This is a genomic window from Streptomyces sp. NPDC092296, from assembly GCF_044755465.1.
Classification (GTDB): domain Bacteria; phylum Actinomycetota; class Actinomycetes; order Streptomycetales; family Streptomycetaceae; genus Peterkaempfera.
The window spans coordinates 3,518-25,858 of sequence record NZ_JBIVRB010000004.1 but is presented as its reverse complement, the minus strand read 5'-3'; the positions used below and the strand labels follow the sequence as shown (position 1 = coordinate 25,858).

At 74.2% G+C, this 22,341-nt stretch carries 22 protein-coding genes; 9 read left to right on the top strand and 13 right to left on the bottom strand.

All coding sequences use genetic code 11. The features are described from left to right. Positions 1-6 precede the first annotated feature (6 nt). The 6 genes from purU to ACIQGZ_RS13145 all read right to left on the bottom strand — a co-directional run bounded on the left by purU (position 7) and on the right by ACIQGZ_RS13145 (position 6,976). Positions 7-897, bottom strand: a complete 891-nt coding sequence (gene purU, locus ACIQGZ_RS13170) for a formyltetrahydrofolate deformylase (protein WP_402601520.1) — start codon at positions 895-897, stop codon at positions 7-9. A 200-nt stretch (positions 898-1,097) separates the two neighbouring features. Next, positions 1,098-1,544: a hypothetical protein gene (locus ACIQGZ_RS13165; protein WP_402601961.1), complete on the bottom strand. Its 447-nt coding sequence runs from the start codon at positions 1,542-1,544 to the stop codon at positions 1,098-1,100. A 134-nt stretch (positions 1,545-1,678) separates the two neighbouring features. Then, entirely contained in the window at positions 1,679-2,566 is an 888-nt protein-coding gene (locus ACIQGZ_RS13160; protein WP_402601518.1) for a uroporphyrinogen-III synthase, read from the bottom strand. Between the two features lie 240 nt (positions 2,567-2,806). Then, a complete protein-coding gene (locus ACIQGZ_RS13155; protein WP_402601516.1) occupies positions 2,807-3,991 on the bottom strand; it encodes a hypothetical protein in 1,185 nt (394 codons plus the stop codon). 148 nt (positions 3,992-4,139) lie between these two features. Further along, positions 4,140-5,525, bottom strand: coding sequence for a transcriptional regulator (locus ACIQGZ_RS13150; protein WP_402601515.1), 1,386 nt, complete (start codon positions 5,523-5,525; stop codon positions 4,140-4,142). Between the two features lie 758 nt (positions 5,526-6,283). Further along, complete coding sequence (locus ACIQGZ_RS13145) at positions 6,284-6,976, bottom strand: metal-dependent transcriptional regulator (protein WP_402601514.1); 693 nt, start codon at positions 6,974-6,976, stop codon at positions 6,284-6,286. 171 nt (positions 6,977-7,147) lie between these two features. On the opposite strand from ACIQGZ_RS13145, the gene ACIQGZ_RS13140 reads away from it, so the two are divergent. Next, entirely contained in the window at positions 7,148-7,897 is a 750-nt protein-coding gene (locus ACIQGZ_RS13140; protein ID WP_402601513.1) for a sugar isomerase domain-containing protein, read from the top strand. A 51-nt stretch (positions 7,898-7,948) separates the two neighbouring features. Here ACIQGZ_RS13140 and ACIQGZ_RS13135 read toward each other — a convergent pair whose 3' ends face one another. Together ACIQGZ_RS13135 and pdxH are read right to left on the bottom strand one after the other, a co-directional pair. Then, the gene (locus ACIQGZ_RS13135) at positions 7,949-9,319 is read right to left on the bottom strand and encodes a PAS domain-containing protein (protein ID WP_402601511.1); all 1,371 of its coding nucleotides are present in this window, start codon (positions 9,317-9,319) and stop codon (positions 7,949-7,951) included. Between the two features lie 452 nt (positions 9,320-9,771). Further along, positions 9,772-10,404, bottom strand: a complete 633-nt coding sequence (pdxH, locus tag ACIQGZ_RS13130) for a pyridoxamine 5'-phosphate oxidase (protein ID WP_402601959.1) — start codon at positions 10,402-10,404, stop codon at positions 9,772-9,774. 509 nt (positions 10,405-10,913) lie between these two features. On the opposite strand from pdxH, the gene ACIQGZ_RS13125 reads away from it, so the two are divergent. From ACIQGZ_RS13125 to ACIQGZ_RS13115, 3 genes are all read left to right on the top strand, one after another. After that, positions 10,914-12,014: a citrate synthase 2 gene (locus ACIQGZ_RS13125; RefSeq protein WP_402601509.1), complete on the top strand. Its 1,101-nt coding sequence runs from the start codon at positions 10,914-10,916 to the stop codon at positions 12,012-12,014. A 136-nt stretch (positions 12,015-12,150) separates the two neighbouring features. Next, positions 12,151-13,269 carry a phosphoserine transaminase gene (gene serC, locus ACIQGZ_RS13120; RefSeq protein ID WP_402601507.1) on the top strand — a complete coding sequence of 373 codons (1,119 nt, stop codon included), beginning with the start codon at positions 12,151-12,153 and terminating at the stop codon, positions 13,267-13,269. Between the two features lie 262 nt (positions 13,270-13,531). Next, complete coding sequence (locus ACIQGZ_RS13115) at positions 13,532-14,737, top strand: S8 family peptidase (RefSeq protein WP_402601505.1); 1,206 nt, start codon at positions 13,532-13,534, stop codon at positions 14,735-14,737. Positions 14,738-14,753: 16 nt separating this feature from the next. On the opposite strand, the gene ACIQGZ_RS13110 is transcribed toward ACIQGZ_RS13115, so the two are convergent. Beyond that, positions 14,754-15,803, bottom strand: a complete 1,050-nt coding sequence (locus ACIQGZ_RS13110; protein WP_402601504.1) for a hypothetical protein — start codon at positions 15,801-15,803, stop codon at positions 14,754-14,756. Positions 15,804-15,957: 154 nt separating this feature from the next. Continuing rightward, positions 15,958-16,551 (bottom strand): RNA 2',3'-cyclic phosphodiesterase, encoded by a 594-nt coding sequence (thpR, locus tag ACIQGZ_RS13105; RefSeq protein WP_402601503.1) that lies wholly within the window; start codon positions 16,549-16,551, stop codon positions 15,958-15,960. Between the two features lie 84 nt (positions 16,552-16,635). On the opposite strand from thpR, the gene ACIQGZ_RS13100 reads away from it, so the two are divergent. Next, positions 16,636-17,163, top strand: coding sequence for a GNAT family N-acetyltransferase (locus ACIQGZ_RS13100; protein WP_402601502.1), 528 nt, complete (start codon positions 16,636-16,638; stop codon positions 17,161-17,163). A gap of 86 nt (positions 17,164-17,249) precedes the next feature. Here the strand turns inward: ACIQGZ_RS13100 and ACIQGZ_RS13095 are convergent, their stop codons facing one another. The 3 genes from ACIQGZ_RS13095 to pip all read right to left on the bottom strand — a co-directional run bounded on the left by ACIQGZ_RS13095 (position 17,250) and on the right by pip (position 20,416). Further along, positions 17,250-18,659 (bottom strand): MFS transporter, encoded by a 1,410-nt coding sequence (locus ACIQGZ_RS13095; protein ID WP_402601957.1) that lies wholly within the window; start codon positions 18,657-18,659, stop codon positions 17,250-17,252. A 232-nt stretch (positions 18,660-18,891) separates the two neighbouring features. Continuing rightward, complete coding sequence (locus ACIQGZ_RS13090) at positions 18,892-19,326, bottom strand: MarR family winged helix-turn-helix transcriptional regulator (RefSeq protein ID WP_402601500.1); 435 nt, start codon at positions 19,324-19,326, stop codon at positions 18,892-18,894. Between the two features lie 127 nt (positions 19,327-19,453). Continuing rightward, a complete protein-coding gene (gene pip / locus ACIQGZ_RS13085; RefSeq protein WP_402601498.1) occupies positions 19,454-20,416 on the bottom strand; it encodes a prolyl aminopeptidase in 963 nt (320 codons plus the stop codon). 178 nt (positions 20,417-20,594) lie between these two features. Between pip and ACIQGZ_RS13080 the strand changes: the two genes are divergently transcribed. The 4 genes from ACIQGZ_RS13080 to ACIQGZ_RS13065 all read left to right on the top strand — a co-directional run. Continuing rightward, a complete protein-coding gene (locus ACIQGZ_RS13080) occupies positions 20,595-20,969 on the top strand; it encodes a VOC family protein (protein ID WP_402601496.1) in 375 nt (124 codons plus the stop codon). Positions 20,970-21,107: 138 nt separating this feature from the next. Then, positions 21,108-21,929 carry a Scr1 family TA system antitoxin-like transcriptional regulator gene (locus tag ACIQGZ_RS13075; protein WP_402601494.1) on the top strand — a complete coding sequence of 274 codons (822 nt, stop codon included), beginning with the start codon at positions 21,108-21,110 and terminating at the stop codon, positions 21,927-21,929. Then, a complete protein-coding gene (locus tag ACIQGZ_RS13070) occupies positions 21,926-22,141 on the top strand; it encodes a DUF397 domain-containing protein (RefSeq protein ID WP_402601493.1) in 216 nt (71 codons plus the stop codon). Before ACIQGZ_RS13075 ends, ACIQGZ_RS13070 begins: the two co-directional genes overlap by 4 nt. Before the next feature lie 13 nt (positions 22,142-22,154). Beyond that, a partial coding sequence (locus tag ACIQGZ_RS13065) for a DUF397 domain-containing protein (RefSeq protein WP_402601491.1) occupies positions 22,155-22,341 on the top strand: 187 nt, incomplete at its 3' end.

Below are 22,341 nucleotides of genomic sequence, written 5' to 3'. Positions count from 1 at the left end.
CGGGGCTCAGGCGAAGACCACCGTACGGGTGCCGTTGAGCAGCACCCGGTGCTCGCTGTGCCACTTCACCGCGCGGGCCAGCGCCTGGCACTCCACGTCGCGGCCGACGGCGACCAGCTGGTCGGCGGTGACGTCATGGGTGACCCGCTCGACCTCCTGCTCGATGATCGGCCCCTCGTCCAGCGCGGCGGTGACGTAGTGCGCGGTGGCGCCGATCAGCTTCACGCCCCGGGCGTGCGCCTGGTGGTAGGGCTTGGCGCCCTTGAAGCTCGGCAGGAAGGAGTGGTGGATGTTGATGATCCGCCCCGGCAGTGCCCGGCACAGGTCGTCGGAGAGCACCTGCATGTAGCGGGCCAGCACCACCAGGTCGACGCTCTCCTTCTCCACCAGCTGGAGCAGCCGCGCCTCGGCGTCCGCCTTGGTGTCGCGGGTGACCGGGATGAGGTGGAAGGGCACGTTGTAGGACTGCGCCAGGCCCTCGAAGTCGGTGTGGTTGGAGACCACGGCGGCGATCTCCACCGGCAGCGCACCGATGCTGGTACGGAACAGCAGGTCGTTGAGGCAGTGCCCGAACCGGCTGACCATCAGCAGCACGCGCATCTTCTCGTCGGACGGGTGGATGCGCCAGTCCATGTGGAAGGAGGCGCCGACGGCGGCGAAGCTGGCCCGCAGCTTGTCGGCGGTGACCGGGTCCTGGGCCGAGAAGTGCACCCGCATGAAGAACAGGCCGGTGTCCTGGTCCCCGAACTGCTGGCTGTCGACGATGTTGCAGCCGGTCATGAAGAGGTAGCTGGACACGGCGTGCACGATGCCCTGCTTGTCCGGGCAGGACAGGGTGAGGACGTACTGGCGCGACCGACCGGTCTGGCCGTCCGCTGCTTCGTTCTGCTCTGCCACGGTCGTCGCCGTCCTCTCCCAACACCGGTAGCGGCCTCGCGGGCCCTGGGGGTCAAGCCTGGCACAGACCGGCCCGCCCGTCCGGCGTTGCCCGCACTGCGGAACGGGGATCTGCGTCAGGCGGTGGCGGGTGTCAGGAGGTGGCGGGTGTCAGGAGGTGGCGGGTGTCAGGAGGTGGCGGGTGTCAGGCGGTGCGGGTGTCAGGCGGTGCGGGTGAGGATCGCCAGTACGTCGAGCGAGCGCGGCGGGGCGTCCGGGTCCTCGCCGTCGTTCCCGGCCAGCCGCAGATGGGCCTCGCGGGCGGCCCGGACCGCCTCCGGCCAGCCGTGGTGTCCCAGGTACGCGGTGGCGGGGGCGTCGGCGCCGACCTGGTGCAGGATGCGCAGCACCCGCAGCACGGCCACGTCGACCAGGGCGGCCTCGCCGGAGTCGCGGAAGATGGTGCCCACGTACTTCTCGGCGGACCACTGGTCCAGCCAGGTGTCCTCGACCAGGCGGTAGACGGCGTCGGTCACGTCCCCGAAGCCCTCCCGGCCGTTCACCCAGCAGTCCTGCTGGAAGGCCGGGTCGGAGAGCATGTGCAGCGCGGAGCGGACCCGGGCCCGCCAGCGCCACCACGGCAAGTCGTTGAGCGGCATGCCGCCCATCGTGCTGGAGCGGGACCGTGCGCGGAAAGAGTTCGAGGAGACCGACATAAGAATCCGATAGTACGTTCTTCGCGAGGCTGACATACCGGCGCCCTGATGGGCCGCACGCCCCCCGCGCGCCCCTCTGCGCCGACTCAACCGCGCCGGGGCAACTCCTGCTCCAGCAGCCGTACCAGCGAGCCCAGCCGACCCCGCTCGGGGTGGACCGACGGCACCCCGGCGGCGTCCAGCGGCCGGGCGCACACCTCCCCGATCGCGGCGGCGAGCACCCGTCCGTCGCGCAGCGCCGCCACCAGCTCCTCGTACCGGCCGAGCTGCCGCGCCTGGTCGAACAGCCCCTGCACGGCGGGCTGACTGGTGAAGGTCACCACCTGCACCTCACCCGCCACCGCCGCCGCCACCAGCTCCCGCAGCGGCCCCGGGTCGGCGGGCGGCCCCCAGCGGTAGACGGGCACCGGCAGCACCTCGGCCCCGGCGGCGCGCAGCGCGGCGCAGAACTCCGGCATCGGCGCCCCGTGCTCCTGCACCGCGACCCGGCGGCCCGCCAGCTCTTGGTCGAGCAGCCAGCCGAGCAGTTCGTCATTGGACTCGCCCGGTGACGCGTACGCCTCGCGCAGCCCGAAGCCGCGCACCGCGCCGGTGGCCTTGGGCCCCCGGCAGGCCACGGCGGACCGGGCGAGCGCGGCGGTCAGCTCGTCACCGGTGCCCCAGGAGCGGGCGGCCCCCAGCCAGCCCCGGAAGCCGACGCCGGTGGTGACGGCCACATAGTCTGGCGCGGCGGCGACGCAGGCGGCCACGGCGGCCCGCAGCTCCTCGTCGTCCTCCAGCGGCAGGGTGGACATCGCCGGTGCCTCCACCACCCGGGCCCCACGGCGCCGCAGCAGGCCGACCAGGTCCTCCCGCCGCCGGTCGGCGGTGACGGCCACGGTCCAGCCCGCCAGCGGTCCGGGCCCGGACTCCGGCTCGGGCTTGGGCTCGGGGTCAGCGGTGGCAGGGTCATTGGGGTACGGCGGCTCCGACATGCCGCCCAGCATGCCGCACCCCGGCCGCCCCGGCCCAGCCACCCCGGGCCGCCGAGCCGGGCCGCCCGCCGGACCCGCCCACCCCCGCCCGCAGCAGCCCGCGCCACCGCACGAGCCGACCCGACCGGACACCCCCGCCGAGCCGGACCACCACACCGCACACCGACCCACCGCCGAAGACGCCGGAACCGCCGGACGGCCGCGCCGCCCGGCGGGCCGGGTCAGAGCCGGGTGCCCGGGTCAGAGCTGGGTGAAGGAGCGGGCCGGGAGGCCGGTCTGCTTGGCGATGGGGTTCCAGAGCGCCGACGCCTGCTTCTTGGCAGCGGTGGCGACCCCGCTGGAGACGTCGCCCTTGGCGCGGTGGCCGCCGCTCGCCGGGCCGTGGTGCCGCCGGCAGGAGCGGTTGGAGTCCCGCGCCCAGGCCGCGTACTCCTCGTCGGCGCTGGCCGACGCCTGCCAGGCCGCGCGGAGCTGGGCGGCGAGGCGGTCGCCGCCCGGCAACTTGTCGACCTGGAGCCCGGCCAAGTTGGCCACCAGCTGCCGCCGCTGGCCCGCCGCCGCCAGGAGCTTCTGCCGGGCGTCGCCCACGTTCTGGCAGCTGCCGATCGCACCCACCGCCGCGACGACCGAATCGCGGCTGCTGCTGGCCGAGCCGAGCAGCCCGTACAGCGCCTGGGCCTGCGCCTTGAGGGCCGGGTCCACGGTGGTTGCCTTGGACGCGGCGGTGGAGGGGGCCGGGGCGGCGGGGGCAGCCGACTGCGAGGCGGCGGCGCTGGTGTCGGCCTGGGCGGAGGCGGCCGTGTTCTTGACGTCGTCGCCGCCGCTGCCGCCGCTGAGCAGCGCGCCGCCGAGGATGCCGACCAGCGCGCAGGCGCCGACCACGACTCCGGCGATCACCTTGCCGGAGGGTCTGCGGCCGCCGGACGACCGCCGGGGCGCGCGCTCCTCCCGCATCTGCTGCTGGAGGTACCCGCCGCCCTGCCCGCCGCCACCCCCGTACGGCGTGGGTGCGGGCGCGGGCCCGCCGCCGTACCCGGGCTGCGGCGGCTGCCCGGGGAAACCGGGGTCGCCGGCCGGGTACGGCGGCAGGTACTGCGTCGCCGGGGCCGCGTCATGCCCACCCGCCGCCGGGTCACCGGCCGGGTACGGCGGCAGGTACTGCGTCGCCGGAGCGGCGTCATGCCCACCCGCCGCCGGGTCGCCCGCCGGGTACGGCGGCAGGTACTGCGTGGCCGCCGCGTCCTGACCGGCCCCCTGGTCCGGCGCGCCCCAGCCGCCGGGCCCGGGGGCCAGGTACTCCGGCTGCCCCTGCGGACCCGGGTAGCCGTAGCCGCCACCCTCCTGCGGGTAGCCGGGCTGGGCGGGCTCGGGCCGGAAGAGGTCATCCGGGTTCAGTTCACGGGAGTTCGGGCGGCGCTGGTTCAACGCGATTCCTCAACTGTGCGCGGTGCCGGGCGGCAGCAGGCGGCCCGGCCCCCCACGGTCCACCTCTTCGGAACGTCGCCCCACGCTACCCGTTCACCGCAACGGGTGACTACGCGCCCATGACCACCGGCACCTGACGGCCCGTCCGTCAGGCCGCCGCCGCCTCCGTCTCCTCGGCCCGCTGGTGGAACTCCCGTACCGCCCGCTGCTCCCGGTACGGCTCCAGCCGCCGCCGGAAGTCGTCCAGGTACTCCTCACCCCGGTGGGAGCGCAGCCCGGACAGCATCCCCACCGCCCGCGCGCCGGTGTCGCACGCCTGCTCAAGGTCGCGCTGCTGGAGCTGGGCGGTGGCCAGCAGCACCAGATCCACCGCGCGCCGGCGCACCCGGGTCTCCGGGTGCCGCTCCAGCGCCGCGCGCGCCTGGCGCTCGGCCGGCCGGCCCTGCTCCAGGTCGCGGTGGCAGTGGGCCAACTCGTCGGCGAGGTAGGCGTCGTCGAAGTGGGCGATCCAGTCCGGGTCCTCCTCCGGCCGGCTGTGCTCCATGGCGTCCACCGCACGGGCCGCCACCAGCCGACAGGCCCGGTCGTCGCCCATCAGGGCGTGCCCGCGCGCCTCGGCGGCGTGGAACATGGCCATCGCGGTGGGCGTGGCGGCGCCCCGCGCGCCCTCCTGCGCGGCCCGCGCCAGCTGGGCGATCTCCCGGGGGTTGCCGAGCGACGCCGCCAGATGGCTCATCGAGGAGGCGAGCACATACCCGCCGTACGCCCGGTCCCCCGCCGCCTGGGCCAGTCGCAGCGCCTGGATGTAGTACCGCTGGGCCAGCCCCGGCTGCCCGGTGTCCACGGCCATGTACCCGGCCAGCTCGGTCAGCCGGGCCACCGCCGCGAACAACCGGCGCCCGGTCTCCTCGCGGTACGAGCCGCCGAGCAGCCCGGCGGCGACGCTGTTGAGGTAGTGCACCACCACCGGCCGGACATGCCCGCTGCCGAACCGGTGGTCCAGGTCGACCAGCATCGCGGTGGTGGCCCGGACGGCGGCCACGTCGGCGGCGCCCACCCGGGGTCCCGAGGAGCGGGCGACGGCCGGATCGGGCGGGGTGATCAGCCAGTCGCGGCTGGGCTCCACCAGCGCCGAGGCGGCCACCGAGGCGCCGGTGAGGAAGTCGCGCCGGCCCACGTCGCTGCGCCACAGCTCGCAGGCCTGCTCCACCGCGCCGGCCAGGGTCGGCGCGAACTGGAGGCCGATCCCGCTGGAGAGGTTCTTGCCGTCGGCCATGCCGATCTCGTCGACGCTCACCGACCGGCCGAGCTTGCGGCCCAGCGCCTCCGCGATCACGGTGGGCGCCTGGCCCCGGGGCTGCTGGCCGCGCAGCCAGCGGGCGACGGAGGTCTTGTCGTATCTGAGGTCGTAGCCGTGCTCCGCCCCGCAGAGGTTGACCCGGCGGGCGAGGCCCGCGTTGGAGCAGCCCGCCTCCTGGATCAGCGACTGCAACCGTTCGTTGGGCTGTCGTGCGACCAGCGGTCTGGCGGCCATGGTCTTTCGCCTCCCCAGCGCCCACCGGCACCCCGGCGGGCGACCTCTGCTTCCCGGCTCCGCCGGACCGCCCCGGCCCCGCGCTCCGGCCCGGGGTCACCGTTCCGCACGCATTCCCGACATCGGCGCGGCCAGGGGTGGTCCAGCGTAGCGATGTACGCCACCCCCTGGAGTACCCACGGCGGACGCGCCGACCCCTCAGCGCCCCCGGTGGTGCATCCGTGCGCCCCACCACGCGCCACCATGACCTACCGCTGAGCAGCAGACTGATTGCGCATCAGCCGTCACTCCCGCCCGCCCCTCCTCACCGTCACGGGTGATGGACCGGCGTCCCGCCGGGGGCAAGGTGCGGATAAGAACCGGATGTACCCGCCCTCGGTCCGGACAACCCGCCCGTACGAGGGACAGGGCGCCAGGGTTGGCGGCGGCAGCCAGGGGGAGAAAAACGGTCGGGAGGGATCAGAAAGGGACGGACCCGACAGGGTCCGATCAGGAAAGGAGAAACTCCGCAAGCGGAGGTGCCGCCCGGACGGGGAAGCCGGGTCGAGGACCTCGGGGGAGGAAAGGGTCGGGGGAAACCGGGGAGGGAAACCGGGGAGGGAAAGGGTCGGGGGATCGAGGGAGGGGGACGTCGCCCGGTGCGCTCGGGGTTCCGGGAGACGGCTGGACAGCGGAGGGCTTCGGCGCACGGGGAGCGCTGGGGCCCTCCGCCGTGCATACCGGCCGCCGGCCGCGGCAGTGCCGTGGCCGGCGCCCGATCATGCCCTGGCGACGAAGACGTGCGAGGCGATCTCGCTGTTCAGCTCGGCGGCCTCACCGCCGCTGCCGACCAGCACCCCGCCGGCCGCCTCGGTGACATGCACCACCGCGCCCGGCTGGACCCCGGCCCGGCGCAGCGTCTGCATCAGCTGCGCGTCCGTCTGGATCGGCTCACCGATCCGGCGGATCACCACGTTCTTCCCGTCAGTGCCCGGGTCGAGCGTGCCCAGGGTCAGCAGCCCGGCGTCGAAGCCCTCACCCACCGCCGGGGCATCGCCCAGTTCCTCCAGACCGGGAATGGGATTCCCGTACGGAGACTCGGTGGGGTGGCCGAGCATCTCCAGCACCCGGCGCTCCACCGCCTCGCTCATCACATGCTCCCAGCGACACGCCTCGGCGTGCACCTGCTCCCACTCCAGGCCGATCACATCGACCAGCAGGCATTCGGCGAGCCGGTGCTTGCGCATCACCCGGACCGCCAGCCGGCGACCCTCCTCGGTCAGCTCCAGGTGCCGGTCACCGGCCACCCGCAGCAGCCCGTCCCGCTCCATCCGGGCGACGGTCTGGCTGACCGTGGGCCCGCTCTGCTCCAGGCGCTCCGCGATCCGCGCGCGCATGGGGACGATGCCTTCCTCCTCCAGTTCCAGGATGGTCCGGAGGTACATCTCCGTTGTGTCGATCAGTCCACTCACGGCCGTCGGCTCCGTTCCTAGGATTCCTCGTCCAATTCTGTCGCATCGCTACGACAACCGAGCCACGCTGTTGACAGCGGACTCCGCCAGGCCCCACCGTGCTCGCCGGGACCGCTGCGGTCCAGACCACTCCGACTCCCGCCGGGCGACCGGAGAGAGAGCAGGCAGAGCATGAGCGACCTGGCAGGGCAGTACTTCGACGCGGCCCTCTCCCTGCTGCGGCGGGCCCGCGACGAGGAGGCGGCGCAGGTGGACCGCGCCGCCGAGGTACTGGCCCGTACGGTGGCGGACGGCGGCCGGGTCTTCGCCTTCGGCGCCGGCCACTCCTCGCTGCCCGCCCAGGACGTGGTCTACCGGGCCGGCGGCCTGGTGCTGATGAACCTGCTCTCCGTCCCCGGGGTCACCGGTGTGGACGTGATGCCCGCGCCGCTGGGCAGCGCCCTGGAACGGGTCTCCGGCCTGGCCACCGCGACGCTGGACGCCAGCCCGGCCCGGCGCGGCGACCTGCTCTTCGTGATCTCGCTCTCCGGCCGCAACATGATGCCGGTGGAGCTGGCCGCGCACGCCAGGGAGCGCGGGCTGACCGTGGTCGGGCTGACCTCGCTGGCGTACCCGGCGGCGGTCTCCTCCCGGCACCCGTCGGGGACGTACCTCAAGGACCACTGCGACATCGTGCTGGACACCAAGATCGCCGTGGGCGACGGCGAGCTGCGGATCGAGGGCGCGCCGACCACCTTCGGCCCGGTCTCCACCATCGTGACGGTGGCCCTGATGCAGGCCGTGATCGCCACGGCGGTGGGCCGGCTCACCGAGATGGGGGTGACCCCGCCGCTGTTCCGCTCCGGCAACATCGACGGCGGTACGGAGTGGAACGCGCAGCTGCTCGCCGAGCAGGCCGACCGGGTCTTCTACACCTTCTGAACCTCCCGCCGCCCGAACCTCCCGCTGCCCGAACCTCCCGCTGCGGCCCCGCTACCGGGGCCCCCGCCCGGCCAGGTCCACCGCGGCGGCCACCCGGGAGGCGATGTCCTCCGCGTACGCCAGATCCGGGCGGTCGAAGCGGCGGCGGCCCGGACCGCGCAGGAAGGTGAGCACCCCGACCGTACGGCCCCGGCTGCGCAGCACCGTGCAGAGCCCGTGCACCGTGCCGGCCGGCCAGCGCCGCTCCACCGCCCACGCCGGGTCGCCGCCGCCGGTGACGCAGACCGCGCCGCCGCGCTCCAGCGCCCGCAGCGCCGGGTGCAGCTCGCCGTAGCGGACGGGGATGCCGGACGGCTCCGGGCCCGGGTCCTGCGGCGCGACCGGACCGCCGGCCGGCGAGGCCGCCACGCGCAGCAGGCCGCCCCGGTCGCCGTCGGCGGCCAGGTCGAGATAGGCGTGGTCCGCGAAGCCCGCCAGGACGAAGTCCAGATAGCCGACCGCGCCCTCCATCGGGTCCTCGCACTCGGCGGCGGCGAGCCCGGCGCGCCGCAGCTGGGTGGCGCGGAAGCGCAGCACGGTGCCCTCCTGCTCGGCCCGCTCGTGCCGGGTCACGTCCTCGAACAGCCAGGCCACCCCGAGCGGCACCGGCTCCTCCCCGAGCGGCGAGCCCAGCCGGACGAACTCGCTGCGCAGGCAGCGGCGGCGCGGCTCCTCCTCGCCGCTCAGGGTCACCCAGAGCTTCACCCCACCCAGCGGCTCGCCGGTGGTCAGCACCTGCTGGAGCGCCGACTCCAGCTCCTCCAGGCCCTCCCGCAGCACCTCGCCCAGCGGGTGCCCCAGCAGGGCGCCGCGCTCGACCCGCAGGGTGCGCGCGGCGGAGGCGCCGGCGGCGGCCGGCCGCAGGTCGGCGTCGACCAGCAGCACGCCGAGCGGCGCCTCCTGGAACAGCGCCTCGGACAGGCCGAGCGCCCGCTCCAGGTCCACCTGGGCGCGGGCCTCGGAGAAGGCGAAGTACAGCCCGTCCCCGGCGCCGGCGCCGGCCACCGCCCCGGCCTGGGCCCGGACCAGCACCCGGCGGCCGTCCCGGGTGAGCAGCGCGAACTCCTGCACCCGGCGGCGCCCCTCGGCGGCGGCGCCGCGCAGCAGGCCGGTGACCGCGTCGGCGTCCGCCTCGCGCACCGCCCAGCCGGCCAGGCCGGGCCGGCCGACGGCCTCGGCGGCGGACCAGCCGAGCAGCCGCTCGGCCTCGCGGTTCCAGTGGGTGACGGCGCCGTCGGCGGCCAGGGCGCAGAGCCCGACCTCCATCGACTCCATCAGCGCGAGCAGCAGCCCGTGGTCGGGAGGCGGCGGTGCGACGCCCGCCTTGCGGAGCCGCGAGCCGGGCTCCGCCGGTACTGGTGCCGTCGGTCGCTGTGCGGTCATGGTGCCCACCTCCCCCACGTGCACGTTCATTCAACCTGCGGGAAGACAGCTGTACACCTCTTTCCACAAAACCGGCCGCCGAATCGACCCGTCCGGGTGGCCGCACTCCGGCGGCGCCGGGCGCTCGGACCACCCGAAAAAACCGTTGCCGCCACGGCCGGGGCGTGCCTATCGTGGCGGCACACCGGAAAGGAGGTGATCCTGAGTTGAGTACTCCCAGGACGCGTGAGGTGGCTGCTTCCTAGCCGCCGGCCCGGCTGCCGAGTCGGCGGCGGGCTAATCCACAGCAGACACCCGACCCGCAGGCCCACCGGGATCGTCCCCCGGTGCCGAGTCGGCGGTCCCCCAGGGGCCTCCGGCTGGGAACAGCCTGCGGGTTGTCTGCTGTCCGGGGCCGGGCGGCGGCCGGACGACGACGGCGGACGGCCGACCGGTGGCGGCCGGAGCGGACGCTACGGGCAGAGCCGCTCGATCGCCCAGCCGGTGGGGGCGGTGGGGTCGGCGCGGTAGCGCAGCCGGTCGTGCAGGCGGTTCTGCCGGCCCTGCCAGAACTCCACGGCTTCCGGGTGCACCCGGAAGCCGCCCCAGAACGGCGGCACGGGCACCCCCTCGCCCTCCGGGTAGCGGTCGGCCAGCTCGGCGTAGCGCTGCTCCAGCAGCCGGCGGGAGGCGACCACCCGGGACTGCTCGCTGGCCCAGGCGCCCAGCCGGGAGCCGTGCGGCCGGGTGCGGAAGTAGGCGGCGGTCTCATCGCGGCCGACCCGCTCCACACTGCCGGTGACGATCACCTGGCGGGCCACCGGGTGCCAGGGGAACAGCAGCGAGGCGTACGGGTTGGCCGCCAGCTCGGTGCCCTTGCGGGAGCCGTAGTTGGTGTAGAAGACGAAGCCGCGCCCGTCGTAGCCCTTGAGCAGCACGGTGCGCGAGCTGGGCCGGCCGGCCGCGTCGGCGGTGGAGAGCACCATCGCGTTGGGCTCGTGGACGCCGGCCGCCTCCGCCTCGGCGAACCAGCGGCCGAACTGCGTCATCGGGTCGTGCGCCAGTTCGTGTTCGGCGAGCCCGGCGGCGCTGTACTGGCGGCGCATCGAGGCGGGGTCGGGCCCGGGTCCGGCCGCCGCGCCGCCGGGGGCGGGCGGGGTGGCGGGCGGTTCGGAGGCGGGGTGGCGGAGGGGCGCGGAGCGGGCGCGTTCCGGGAGATGCACGTCCATATCATCCAGTACGGGGTGGCGGCGGCGCGGCCGGCCTCCTGGCCGCCGACTGTGGTCTGGCTCACGCCGGGCGTGCACCACCCGCCCGCACTCCCCGCCGCCGGGCTCGCGCGCCCGCGCCCGTATCCGCACGTCGGCGCCATCGCCGCCGACCGGCCCACCGGGTGCCCCGGGCGGGTGACAGCGCCGCCGCGCGGCGGTCCGTCCGGGGGTGCGGCCTGGCGGTCTGCACCCGGTGCCTGTCAATCTGGCACTGCGTGCCATGCAGGCGTACGCTGCGCATCACCCCGTACAGCAGTGCCCCGCACGGCAGAGCCCTGCCACCCCCAGCCAGACCCCAGGCGTACCAAAGCCAGCAGGTCGACCACATCATGAGGAGCCGCCTGATGTCCGACTTCGTACCCGGACTCGAAGGTGTCGTCGCGTTCGAGACCGAGATCGCCGAGCCCGACAAGGAGGGCGGCTCCCTGCGGTACCGGGGAGTCGACATCGAGGACCTGGTCGGCAACGTCTCGTTCGGGCACGTCTGGGGCCTGCTGGTGGACGGCAAGTTCAACCCCGGGCTGCCGCCCGCCGAGCCGTTCCCGATCCCGGTGCACTCCGGTGACATCCGGGTCGACGTGCAGTCGGCGCTCGCCATGCTCGCCCCGGTGTGGGGCCTCAAACCGCTGCTGGACATCGACGCCGAGCAGGCCCGCGACAACCTGGCCCGCGCCGCGGTGATGGCCCTGTCGTACGTCGCCCAGTCGGCGCGCGGCCAGGGGCTGCCGATGGTCCCGCAGAGCGAGATCGACAAGGCCGAGACCGTGGTCGAGCGGTTCATGATCCGCTGGCGCGGCGAGCCCGACCCCAAGCACGTCAAGGCCGTCGACGCCTACTGGACCTCCGCCGCCGAGCACGGCATGAACGCCTCCACCTTCACCGCCCGCGTCATCGCCTCCACCGGCGCCGACGTCGCCGCCGCGCTGTCCGGCGCGGTGGGCGCCATGTCGGGCCCGCTGCACGGCGGCGCGCCCTCCCGGGTGCTCGGCATGATCGAGGAGATCGAGCGCACCGGCGACGCGGTCGGCTATGTGAAGAAGGCGCTGGACAAGGGCGAGCGTCTGATGGGCTTCGGCCACCGGGTCTACCGCGCCGAGGACCCGCGCGCCCGGGTGCTGCGCCGTACGGCCAAGGAGCTGGACGCGCCGCGCTACGAGGTCGCGGAGGCGCTGGAGAAGGCCGCGCTGGACGAGCTGCACAACCGCCGCCCGGACCGGGTGCTCGCCACCAATGTGGAGTTCTGGGCGGCGATCATGCTGGACTTCGCCGAGGTGCCCGCGCACATGTTCACCTCGATGTTCACCTGCGCCCGTACCGCCGGCTGGTCGGCGCACATCCTGGAGCAGAAGCGCACCGGCCGCCTGGTGCGCCCCTCCGCGCGCTATGTCGGCCCCGGCCCGCGCGACCCCCGCGAGGTCGAGGGCTACAGCGAGACCGCCCGCTGACCCGCACCGCCCCCGCCGGGTGACCCGGCACCGGCCCGGCCCCCTCCCCAGGGGGCCGGGCCCGCCCGTCCGACGCGACGTCTCAGCCGCTGGACGGAAGCAGCGCGGGCGCGACGGCAACCGATAGGCTGCGCGCGTGGCTCAGATCCAGATCCCCGCTGATATCAAGCCCGCCGACGGCCGCTTCGGCGCCGGCCCGTCCAAGGTGCGCCCCGAGGCACTGAGTGCCCTCGCCGCCACCGGTACCTCGCTTCTCGGCACCTCCCACCGCCAGGCCCCGGTCAAGAACCTGGTGCGGCGGGTGCGCGACGGCGTCAGCAGCCTGTTCTCCCTCCCCGAGGGGTACCAGGTCGTGCTGGGCAACGGCGGTTCCACCGCCTTCTGGGACATCGCCGCCTTCGGCCTGGTCCGGGAGAAGTCCCAGCACCTGCACTTCGGTGAGTTCTCGTCCAAGTTCGCCGCGGCCACCAAGGCCGCGCCGTGGCTGGCCGACCCGAGTGTCGTCAAGTCCGACCCGGGCACCCACCCGCTGCCGGTCGCCGAGGCGGGGGTGGACGTCTACGCGCTCACCCACAACGAGACCTCCACCGGCGTCGCCATGCCGATCCGCCGGGTCGAGGGCGCCGACGCGGGCTCGCTGGTGCTGGTGGACGCCACCTCCGGGGCCGGCGGCCTGCCGGTGGACATCACCCAGAGCGACGTCTACTACTTCGCCCCGCAGAAGAACTTCGCCTCCGACGGCGGCCTGTGGATCGGCGTCTTCTCCCCGGCCGCCCTGGAGCGCGCCGCCGAGATCGCCGGCTCCGGCCGGTACATCCCGACCTTCTTCGACCTGCCGACCGCGATCGACAACTCGTCGAAGGACCAGACGTACAACACCCCGGCGCTGGCCACCCTCTTCCTGCTGGCCGACCAGCTGGATTGGCTGGGCGGTCAGGGCGGTCTGGACTGGGCGGTCTCCCGTACGGCGGACTCCTCCTCGCGGCTCTACACCTGGGCCGAGAAGTCCTCGTACGCCACGCCGTTCGTCACCGACCCGGCGCAGCGCTCCCAGGTGATCGGCACCATCGACTTCGCGGAGGGCATCGACGCCGCCGCCATCGCCAAGGTGCTGCGCGCCAACGGCATCGTGGACACCGAGCCGTACCGCAAGCTGGGCCGCAACCAGCTGCGGGTGGCCATGTTCCCGGCGGTGGAGCCGTCCGACGTCGAGGCGCTGACGGCCTGCATCGACTACGTGGTCGAGCAGCTCTGACCCTCCGTACCCCCGCAGTACGCCCCGAGGCCGCGACCGGCACCCGCCGGTCGCGGCCTCGCCGCGTTCCCGGCGCCGGCATCGCGTCTCCGGCGGCATCCGGCGTCTCCGGCGGCGGCATCGGCCGTCCGTGTCCGATCGCTGGGCCGACCGGTGGCTTTCCGGCGCGGCCGCACGACATCCGGGCGGTCGCGGGCGACGTTTCTCCCCAGCGGCGCGGACCGCCCACCGCGCCGGGGTACCGAGACGGAGAGACCTCGCGATGGCAGTGAAGCGCTTCCTCCCCGGCGGCCTGCTGGCCGCCTCCCTGCTGGCCGCCGCCGCAGCCCTGCCCGCCACCGCCACCGCCGAGCGGCCCGGTCCGGGGTCCCGGGCGCACGGGCTGGTAGCGGGCAGTTGGATCGTCACCCTCAAGGGAGCGCTGCACGCTGACGCCGCCTCGGGTGCTCGGGCCGCCGACCAGGCGAGCCGCAGCCTGGCCGGCCGGTACGGCGGCACGGTGACCCATGTCTACGGCGCCGCCCTCAACGGCTTCTCGCTGCGGCTCGGGGACGCCCAGGCCAAGCGGCTGGCGGCCGACCCGGAGGTCAGCTCGGTACGGCAGGACGTCACCGTACGGATCGACGCCACCCAGACCGACCCGCCGTCCTGGGGCCTGGACCGGATCGACCAGCCGGCCCTACCGCTCGACGGCGCCTACCACTACCCGGACAGCGCCGGCGCGGGCGTCACCGCGTATGTGATCGACACCGGCGTCCGGATCACCCACCAGGACTTCGGCGGCCGGGCCTCCTACGGCCATGACTTCGTGGACGGCGACGACACCGCCCAGGACGGCAACGGCCATGGCACCCATGTCGCCGGGACCATCGCGGGCGCCGCGCACGGCGTCGCCAAGAAGGCGTCGGTGGTCGCCGTACGGGTGCTCGGGGACTCCGGGTCCGGCGCCGCCTCGGACGTCATCGCCGGCATCGACTGGGTGACCGCGCACGCCAGGAGGCCGGCCGTCGCCAATATGAGCATCGGCGGCGAAGCCGACCCCGACATCGACGCCGCCGTGCGCAACTCCATCGCCGCCGGGATCACCTACACGGTCGCGGCGGGCAACGACGGCGCCGACGCCTCCGGCAGCTCCCCCGGCCGGGTGGCGGAAGCGCTCACCGTGGGCGCCTCCACCCGTACCGACGAGCGGGCCGAGTACTCCAACTTCGGCCCAGCGCTGGACCTCTTCGCGCCCGGCTCGGACATCACCTCGGACTGGCGGACCGGCGACACCGCCACCAGCACCATCTCCGGGACGTCGATGGCCGCACCGCATGTCGCGGGCGCGGCGGCGGTCTACCTGGCCGGGCACCCCGGCGCCACCCCGGCGCAGGTGGGCCAGGCCCTCACCGCGGCGGCGGCGACCGGGCGGCTGACCGGGATCGGCAGCGGCAGCCCGAACCGGCTGCTCCAGATCACCGGCTGAGGCGGGCCCGCCCGGCTCAGCCGCGCTTGCGGCGCAGCCGGCTGCCGCCCAGCACCACGGCGCCGACCAGCACCAGCAGCAGCACCGACCGGCCGGACAGCCCGCCGGGGGAGCCGTCGCCGGCCGCCGCGCTCGACGAGGCGGTCGGTGACGGCTTGGCGGCGGGGGTGCGGCCGGGGGTGCGGCCGGGGGTGGCGGTGGGCTTGGCGGTCCGCGCCGAGTCGGGCAGCTCGTCGCCGGTCAGCGGCTCGCGCCAGATCGCGGACCCCTTGCCCTCGCTGCCGTACAGCAGCGACCTGCCGTCCGGGGTGAAGGTCACCGACTCGCCCTGGAGCTGGAGCGGCACGGTCAGCGGGCCGATCGGCTTGGGCGCGCCGGACGCCCACCGGTAGGCGGTGGCCGAGAAGTAGCCGCGCAGCACCAGCCGGGTGCCGTCCGGGGAGAACGCCCCATCGGTGACAGTGGCGGGGGCGTCCGCGATCCGGTGGAAGACGTTGACACCGGACGGCGAGAGCCGCTGGGGCCCGGCGTACAGGCCGCCGCCGCTCTTCTCCTTGCTGGCGATGTAGACCCGGCCGGTGCCGGGGTGCACCATCAGCGCCTCGGCGTTGCGCGGGCCGTCGGCGTACCGCACGGTGTAGCGGGTGACCTGGACGGTGGTGTCGTGCAGCTTCCCGGTCGGCTCGGTGAAGCGGTAGAGCCAGACCTCGGGCCAGGTGCCGCCCAGGTTGTCACCGATGTCCGCGAGGTAGAGGGCGGGGCGGCCCTGCTCGTCGCGGCCGAGCGAGATCGCCTCGGTGTCGCGCGGGTCGATGCCGGCCAGGGTGACGGTGGCGAGGGTGCGGCCGGTCTTCTCGTCCACGGCGAAGACCCGGCCGGTGTCACCGCTGTCGTTGTGCGTCCAGACCACTCCGGGGTGCTGGGCGCTCGCCGCGAGCCCGCTGGACTCGGTGATCCGGTCGTCCCGGAGGGTGCTGAGCACCCTGCCGCCCTGCGCCGCCCCGGCCGGTCCGGCCGTCGCCGCTCCCAGCACCAGTACGGCCGCCGTCAGCGCCGCAGCCCGCATCCCGCTCCCCCTCGCCGACCCCGCCGTTCGCTATCCGTTGTATGCCCCGGGACCCGGCTCAGCGCACCAGCGCCCCCACCACCACGGCCAGCAGAAGCAGCAGCAGGGCGCCGGTCACGACACGGGTACGGGTCTTGGGGTCCACGCCCCGAGACTACTCCGGCGGTGCGGGCGGGCCGTCCGCCGGGCCGGACCGGGCCAGCGGCCAGGCGTCGAGGGTGCTGTGCCACGGCGGCCCGGCGCCCAGCACGCTGCGGACCAACCGGATCTCGGCGGCCTGCCACTCCCGCCCCCGGAACTCCGCCAGCACCGCCGCCGCGCCGCGCAGGTCCGGCCCCCGGCCGCCGCCGGCGCTGCGGGCCAGCGTGAGGTGCGCCCGGTACGGACGCCGCTCGTCCACCGCCAGGCCGGTGCGCCGCGCCGCCGCCTGCACCGACTCGGCCAGCCTGCGCAGCGCCAGGGTCTCCCCGCCCACCCCGGCCCAGAGCGTGCGGTCCCCGAACCGGCCGCCGCCCGCCAGCCGCAGCCGGTGCGCCGGGTGGCGGTGCGCGGCGCGGGCGAGGCGCCGGGTCAGCTCGGGCAGCGCCGCCTCGTCCACCTCGCCGAGGAAGGCCAGGGTGAGGTGCCAGTGCTCGGGGGCGGTCCAGCGCAGCCGTCCGGCCTGCGGCAGCGCGTGCAGCGGGCGCAGGGCGGCGGCCAGCTCCGCGCGGGCGTCCGGTGGCGGCTCCACGGCGACGAAGAGTCTCATACCGTCCCATCCTTCCCGGTGGAGCGGCCCGGCCCGGCCTGCGGGCCTGGCGCGGCCGGGCCCGCAACCGGTAGGAACGGTTCCATGAAGATACGAACCGGCGGGCCCGACGACGCGCCCGCCCTCCTCGCACTGCTGGACGGCGCTGTGGCCTGGCTGGTCTCCCGGGGCCGTACCGGGCAGTGGGGCACCGAGCCGTGGTCCACCCGGCCCGCCGCCGTGGAGCGGATCGGGCGCTACACCACCGACTACCTGGTCCGGGTCGCGGAGTCGGCGGACGGGCAGCCGGTCGGCGTCTGCGTGCTGGCCGAGGAGCCGCCGTCGTACGCGACCCCGGTGGCCGAACGGGAGCTGTACGTCCGGCTGCTGGTGACCGACCGCAGCCGGTCCGGGAGCGGCATCGGCGCCGCGCTGATCGAGGACGCGCGGGCCGAGACGCGGCGCCGGGGCATCTCGCTGCTGCGGGTGGACTGCTTCGGCGGGGACGACCGCCGGCTGGTGGGCCGGTACGAGGCGCTGGGCTTCACCGCCACCGACGCCTTCACCGTCGACCAGCCGAACGGCGGCGGGCCGTGGCCGGGCCAGATCCTGGAGCAGCGGCTCACCCTCTGATGTGTCACCTGCCGGGTACGCCACCGCCGCCGGACCGTGCGGGGTCCGGCGGCGGTGGGTGCCGCAGGGGTCGGCGGGCGGCGGGGTCAGCAGGCGGCGGCCAGCTCCTCGCGGTTGGCGGAGCGGCGCGGCACCACCGAGATCAGCCGATGGCCGCGCCCCGGCCGCAGGTCGACCCGGACCCGCAGCCCGGTGGAGCGGGCCAGCACCGCCGCGACCACGCCGGCGGCCGCCGCCGAGACCAGGCCGCAGGCCAGCAGGCCCACCCGGGGCCCGTACTGCTCGGTGACCCAGCCGACGATCGGGCTGCCGATCGGCGTACCACCGGCGAAGACCAGCATGAACAGGCCCATCACCCGGCCGCGCATCACCGGGTCGGTGGCCAGCTGCACACTGGCGTTGGCCGTGGTGTTGAAGGTCAGGCCGACCATGCCGACCAGGGTCAGCAGCGCCGCGAACAGCCAGAAGCCGGGCGCGAAGGCGGTGACCGACTCCAGCAGGCCGAAGCCCAGCGCCGCCCCGACCAGCATCCGCAGCCGGGAGCTGCGACGGCGGGCGGCCAGCAGCGCACCGGCCAGCGAACCGACCGCCATCGCGCTGCTGAGCAGGCCGTACTGTCCGGCGCCGACATGGAAGACGTCGTACGCGAAGCCGGAGAGCAGCGTCGGGAAGTTGAAGCCGAAGGTGCCGATGAAGCCGACCAGCACAATCGGCCAGATCAGCTCGGGTCGCTCCCGGACGTAGTGCAGGCCCTCCCGCAGCTGGCCCTTCTCGCGCGGCCGGACCGGGGTGGGGTGCAGTTCGCTGGTCCGCATGGCGAGCAGGCCGCCGATCACCGCGGCGAAGGAGAGCGCGTTGAGCCCGAAGGCCCAGCCGCTGCCGACGGCGGCGATCAGCAGACCGGCCACGGCCGGGCCGATCAGCCGGGCGGTCTGGAAGTTGGCGGCGTTCAGGCTGACCGCGTTGCGCAGCGCGTGCGGGCCGACCATCTCGGTGACGAAGGTCTGCCGGGTCGGGTTGTCGACCACGGTGACCAGGCCGAGCAGGAACGCGAAGACGTACACGTGGTAGACCGTGACCACCCCGGCCAGGGTGAGCACCGCCAGCCCGGCGGCGAGCAGGCCCATCACGCCCTGGGTCATCATCAGCAGCCGCCGCTTGGGGTAGCGGTCCGCGAGCACGCCGCCGAAGAGGCCGAACAGCAGCATGGGCAGGAACTGCATCGCGGTGGTGATGCCGACGGCGAAGGGGCTGCCGGTGAGGCTGAGGACCAGCCAGTCCTGGGCGACGCGCTGCATCCAGGTGCCGGTGTTGGAGACGACCTGGCCGAGGAAGAAGTAGCGGTAGTTGCGGACCCGCAGCGAGGAGAACATCCCCCCGGCGGCCGAGTCGGGTGCGGCGGGGGCCGCCGCGGTGCGTATCTCGGGGTCGTCGTCGCCGGTGCCGGCGGTCCCGGCCGGGGCGGCTGCGGGGGCGGCGCCCCGGTCCGCTTCCACGGCGGCCGCCAGGACGGTCTCGGCGGGCTCCGTCGGGGCGGCCTTGGCGGCGGCCGGCGGTGTCACAGTGCTCTCCCCTCGTGGCGCGACGACGGTCACGCGGCTGGTGCTTTCGATGGTGTCCCTCGTGGTGCGGCGCTCCTTCTGGGCGGTGCCGGTTGCGGTCGTCGTCCTCACGTCCTCGTCCCCTCCTCGTCCCGGTGCCGGGAGGGTGGCGCGCCCGCCCTGCGGGTCACAGGTGCGCCAGCTTCTCCAGCACCGGGGCCGCGTTGCGTACTGCGGCCCACTCCTCCTCGGTCAGCCCTGATGCCAGCTCGGCCAGCCAGGCGTTGCGGCGGCGCCGGCTCTCGCCGAGGATCGCCTCGGCCTGCTCGGTGCTGCTCACCACCACCTGGCGGCGGTCGTCCGGGTGCGGCTGCCGCTGCACCAGGCCCTTCTCCTCGAGCATCGCGATGATCCTGGTCATCGACGGCGGCTGGACATGCTCCTTGCGCGCCAGCTCGCCGGGGGTCGCACTGCCGCACCGGGCGAGGGTCCCCAGCACCGACATCTCGGTGGGGCTGAGCGACTCCTCGACCCGCTGGTGCCGCAGGCGGCGGGAGAGGCGCATCACGGACGACCGCAGCATGCTTACGGCGGCCAGGTCGTCCTCGGACATCTCGGGCATGTCCTTAGTCTAGGTCATTACTCTCGCTAATGAAAGTTGATAACCCCCCACCCACCCCCAACGTGACCGACCCCACGCCCAGGTGCTTCCGGCCCCCGGCGGATAGGTGGCGCAGGAGTGGGAGCGGTCAGCGGGCGGCGAAGGCGTCGAGGGCTGCCATGATCCGGGCGCCCATGGTGGTGCTGCCCTTCTGGCCGGAGTCCGCGATGACGTGCAGTTCGGCGTCGGGCCAGGCGCGGGCGAGCTCCCAGGCGGTGTCGAGCGGGCAGCTCAGGTCCAGGCGGCCGTGGATCAGTACGCCGGGGATGCCGGCCAGCCGCCCGGCGTCGCGCAGCAGGGCGCCCTCCTCCAGCCAGGCGCCGCGCGAGAAGTAGTGCGCGCAGATCCGGACCAGGGCCAGCCGGGCGTCCGAGGGGCGGCCGCCATACGGGTTGGGGCTGCCGTTGGGCTCCAGGGAGACCACCGCGTCCTCCCAGGTGCACCAGTCGGCCGCCGCCTTGGCCCGCACCCCGGGATCGGGGTGCTCCATCAGCCGGGCGTAGGCCGCGACCAGGTCGCCGTCCCGGTCGGCCTCGGGGAGCCCGGCCCGGAACGCCGCCCACTCCGCCGGGAAGAACCGCCCCACGCCCCGGTACAGCCAGTCGATCTCGGAGCGCCGGGTCGTGGTGACGCCGGGGATGACGATCTCGGAGACCCGTTCCGGGTGGCGCTCGGCGTACGCCAGGATCAGCGTGGACCCCCAGGAGCCGCCGTACAGCAGCCAGCGTTCGACGCCCAGCAGCTCGCGCAGTTGCTCCATGTCGCGCAGCAGGTGCTCGGTGGTGTTGCGGCTCATGTCGGCCGCCGGGTCACTGGCGTGCGGTGTGCTGCGCCCGCAGCCGCGCTGATCGAACGAGATCACCCGGTAGCGATCAGGGTCGAAGACCGACTTGCGGGCGACCGCCGGGCTGCCCGACCCCGGGCCGCCGTGGACCACCAGCGCGGGCTTGCCGTCCGGGTTGCCGCACACCTCCCAGTGGACGAGGTTGCCGTCGCCGGTGTCCAGCATCCCCTGGTCATACGGCTCGGTCGCCGGGTGGAACTCGGTCATCTCGCGCTTCCCCTCCGGTGCGGACACAGCAACCCTCCGGTGCGGACACAGCAACACTGTCGCACCGACGCCCGCCCTGGGGCACCGAGGCAGCAGCACATACCTGACAGAAGATGTCAGGTACGGCCGCGAAGCTGATCGGGCACGCGAAGCACTCCCCGAAAGGCCGTGATCAGTGATGTCCGGATTCGCCGACCTCGCCATGGTGACCATCGACTGCGACGACCCGCAGGCGCTCGCCAGGTTCTGGAGCGAGGTACTGGGCCGCGAGGTGTCCCACAGCGAGGAGTATTACGCCATGGTCGACGGGGCGGGCGGCGCGCCGCTGGGCTTCGGGCGGGTGGAGGGCTACCGGCCGCCGCAGTGGCCCAACCCGGACGGCACCAAGCAGTACCACCTCGACCTGTACGTGGACGACATCGACAAGGCGGCCGAACGCTGCCTGGCACTGGGCGCCACCCGCCCCGCCTTCCAGCCCGGCGACACCTGGACCGTCCTGCTCGACCCCTCCGGCCACCCCTTCTGCCTCTGCCGCCGCAGCGGCGAGCAGTAGCCACCGCCGCCCCGTCGGTACGGGCCGCCCCGGGAGTCCCGCACCGGGATTACTCTCTGTGCCTCAACTGTCGCTCTTTGGCACTAGGATTCCCGGGCGGGACGTCGGTCCCGCCTACCGGCAAGCAAGGGGGCACGTGTGGCATACGCCGATGACCTTGACCCGTCGTCGTCGATCCTGGCTTTCTACGCCAGCGATCTGCGGAGACACCGTGAGCGGGTGAACCTGTCCCAGCGGGCGTTGGCTGCCAAGGCGCACATCACCCCATCCCTCCTCAACAAGATCGAGGCGACGAAGCGGCTGCCCAGTCGGGAGCTGTCGGTGCTCGCGGACGAACTGTTCGGGACGGGTGACCACTTCCAGCGGCTCTGGCCGCTGGTGATCAAGTACGCCTATCCGGCGTGGTTCCGGCCGTTCATCGACCTGGAGGAGGCGGCTGCCGCAATCCGGTCGTTTCAGGTACAGGTCGTCCCGGGGCTCCTCCAGACGGAGGAGTACGCAAGGGCGGTGCTCGACGCCCGGCGGCTGGACCGGGACGTGGTGGACGAGAAGGTCGCCGCCCGGCTGGAGCGCCAGCGCATCCTGAACCGGGCGAAGCCGCCGGAGCTGTGGGTCGTGATGGACGAGCACGTCCTATGCCGTCCGTTCGGCGGCCCCCGGGTCATGCGGGCGCAGCTCGAACGGGTCATCCAGGCTGCGGAGTCGCCGCGCACGGTGATTCAGGTGATCCCGTTCAGCGGTGGCGGCCACCCTGGTGTCGGCGGACCGTTCTCCGCCCTGACGTTGGACGAGGGGCCGGGCGTGGTCTCAGTGGACGGATTCCTACAGGGGCAACTTCTGGCTGACCCGGAGCATGTCAAGGCAGCCCTGCGCGCCTATGATCTGCTTCAGGCTGTCGCCTTGTCACCCAGTGCGTCGATTGACCTGATCGCCGCCGCTATGAAGGGCATGGACACATGATCATCAGTGCTAGCAGCCTGCCTAACCCGGCGTGGCGCAAGAGCAGCTACAGCAACGACAACGGCGACTGCGTCGAGGTCGCGGACGGCTACCCCGCAGGCATCCCGGTCCGCGACAGCAAGGACCCCGACGGCCCCGCACTCGTCTTCGACCGCGCCGCGTGGCAGGCATTCACCACCGCCGCCGCCAACGGCGAGTTCCCCACCGCCTGAGGACGGCGAACACGTGATCAGCAGTGCCAGCAGCCTGCCCAACGCGGCGTGGCGCAAGAGCAGCTACAGCGACGACAACGGCGACTGCGTCGAGGTCGCGAGCGGCTACCCCGCAGGCATCCCGGTCCGCGACAGCAAGGACCCCGACGGCCCCGCACTCGTCTTCGACCGCGCCGCGTGGCAGGCATTCACCACCGCCG

Bases quoted from the DNA above. Each gene is read 5' to 3' on its own strand.
- ACIQGZ_RS13070 (WP_402601493.1), top strand. From the start codon at position 21,926: ATGATCATCAGTGCTAGCAGCCTGCCTAACCCGGCGTGGCGCAAGAGC.
- ACIQGZ_RS13125 (WP_402601509.1), top strand. From the start codon at position 10,914: ATGTCCGACTTCGTACCCGGACTCGAAGGTGTCGTCGCGTTCGAGACC.
- pip (WP_402601498.1), bottom strand. From the start codon at position 20,416: ATGACCGAGTTCCACCCGGCGACCGAGCCGTATGACCAGGGGATGCTG.
- ACIQGZ_RS13160 (WP_402601518.1), bottom strand. From the start codon at position 2,566: ATGTCGGAGCCGCCGTACCCCAATGACCCTGCCACCGCTGACCCCGAG.
- ACIQGZ_RS13140 (WP_402601513.1), top strand. From the start codon at position 7,148: ATGAGCGACCTGGCAGGGCAGTACTTCGACGCGGCCCTCTCCCTGCTG.
- ACIQGZ_RS13135 (WP_402601511.1), bottom strand. From the start codon at position 9,319: ATGACCGCACAGCGACCGACGGCACCAGTACCGGCGGAGCCCGGCTCG.
- pdxH (WP_402601959.1), bottom strand. From the start codon at position 10,404: ATGCGCCGCCAGTACAGCGCCGCCGGGCTCGCCGAACACGAACTGGCG.
- thpR (WP_402601503.1), bottom strand. From the start codon at position 16,551: ATGAGACTCTTCGTCGCCGTGGAGCCGCCACCGGACGCCCGCGCGGAG.
- ACIQGZ_RS13115 (WP_402601505.1), top strand. From the start codon at position 13,532: ATGGCAGTGAAGCGCTTCCTCCCCGGCGGCCTGCTGGCCGCCTCCCTG.
- ACIQGZ_RS13110 (WP_402601504.1), bottom strand. From the start codon at position 15,803: ATGCGGGCTGCGGCGCTGACGGCGGCCGTACTGGTGCTGGGAGCGGCG.
- ACIQGZ_RS13165 (WP_402601961.1), bottom strand. From the start codon at position 1,544: ATGGGCGGCATGCCGCTCAACGACTTGCCGTGGTGGCGCTGGCGGGCC.
- ACIQGZ_RS13100 (WP_402601502.1), top strand. From the start codon at position 16,636: ATGAAGATACGAACCGGCGGGCCCGACGACGCGCCCGCCCTCCTCGCA.
- ACIQGZ_RS13090 (WP_402601500.1), bottom strand. From the start codon at position 19,326: ATGCCCGAGATGTCCGAGGACGACCTGGCCGCCGTAAGCATGCTGCGG.
- ACIQGZ_RS13080 (WP_402601496.1), top strand. From the start codon at position 20,595: ATGTCCGGATTCGCCGACCTCGCCATGGTGACCATCGACTGCGACGAC.
- ACIQGZ_RS13150 (WP_402601515.1), bottom strand. From the start codon at position 5,525: ATGGCCGCCAGACCGCTGGTCGCACGACAGCCCAACGAACGGTTGCAG.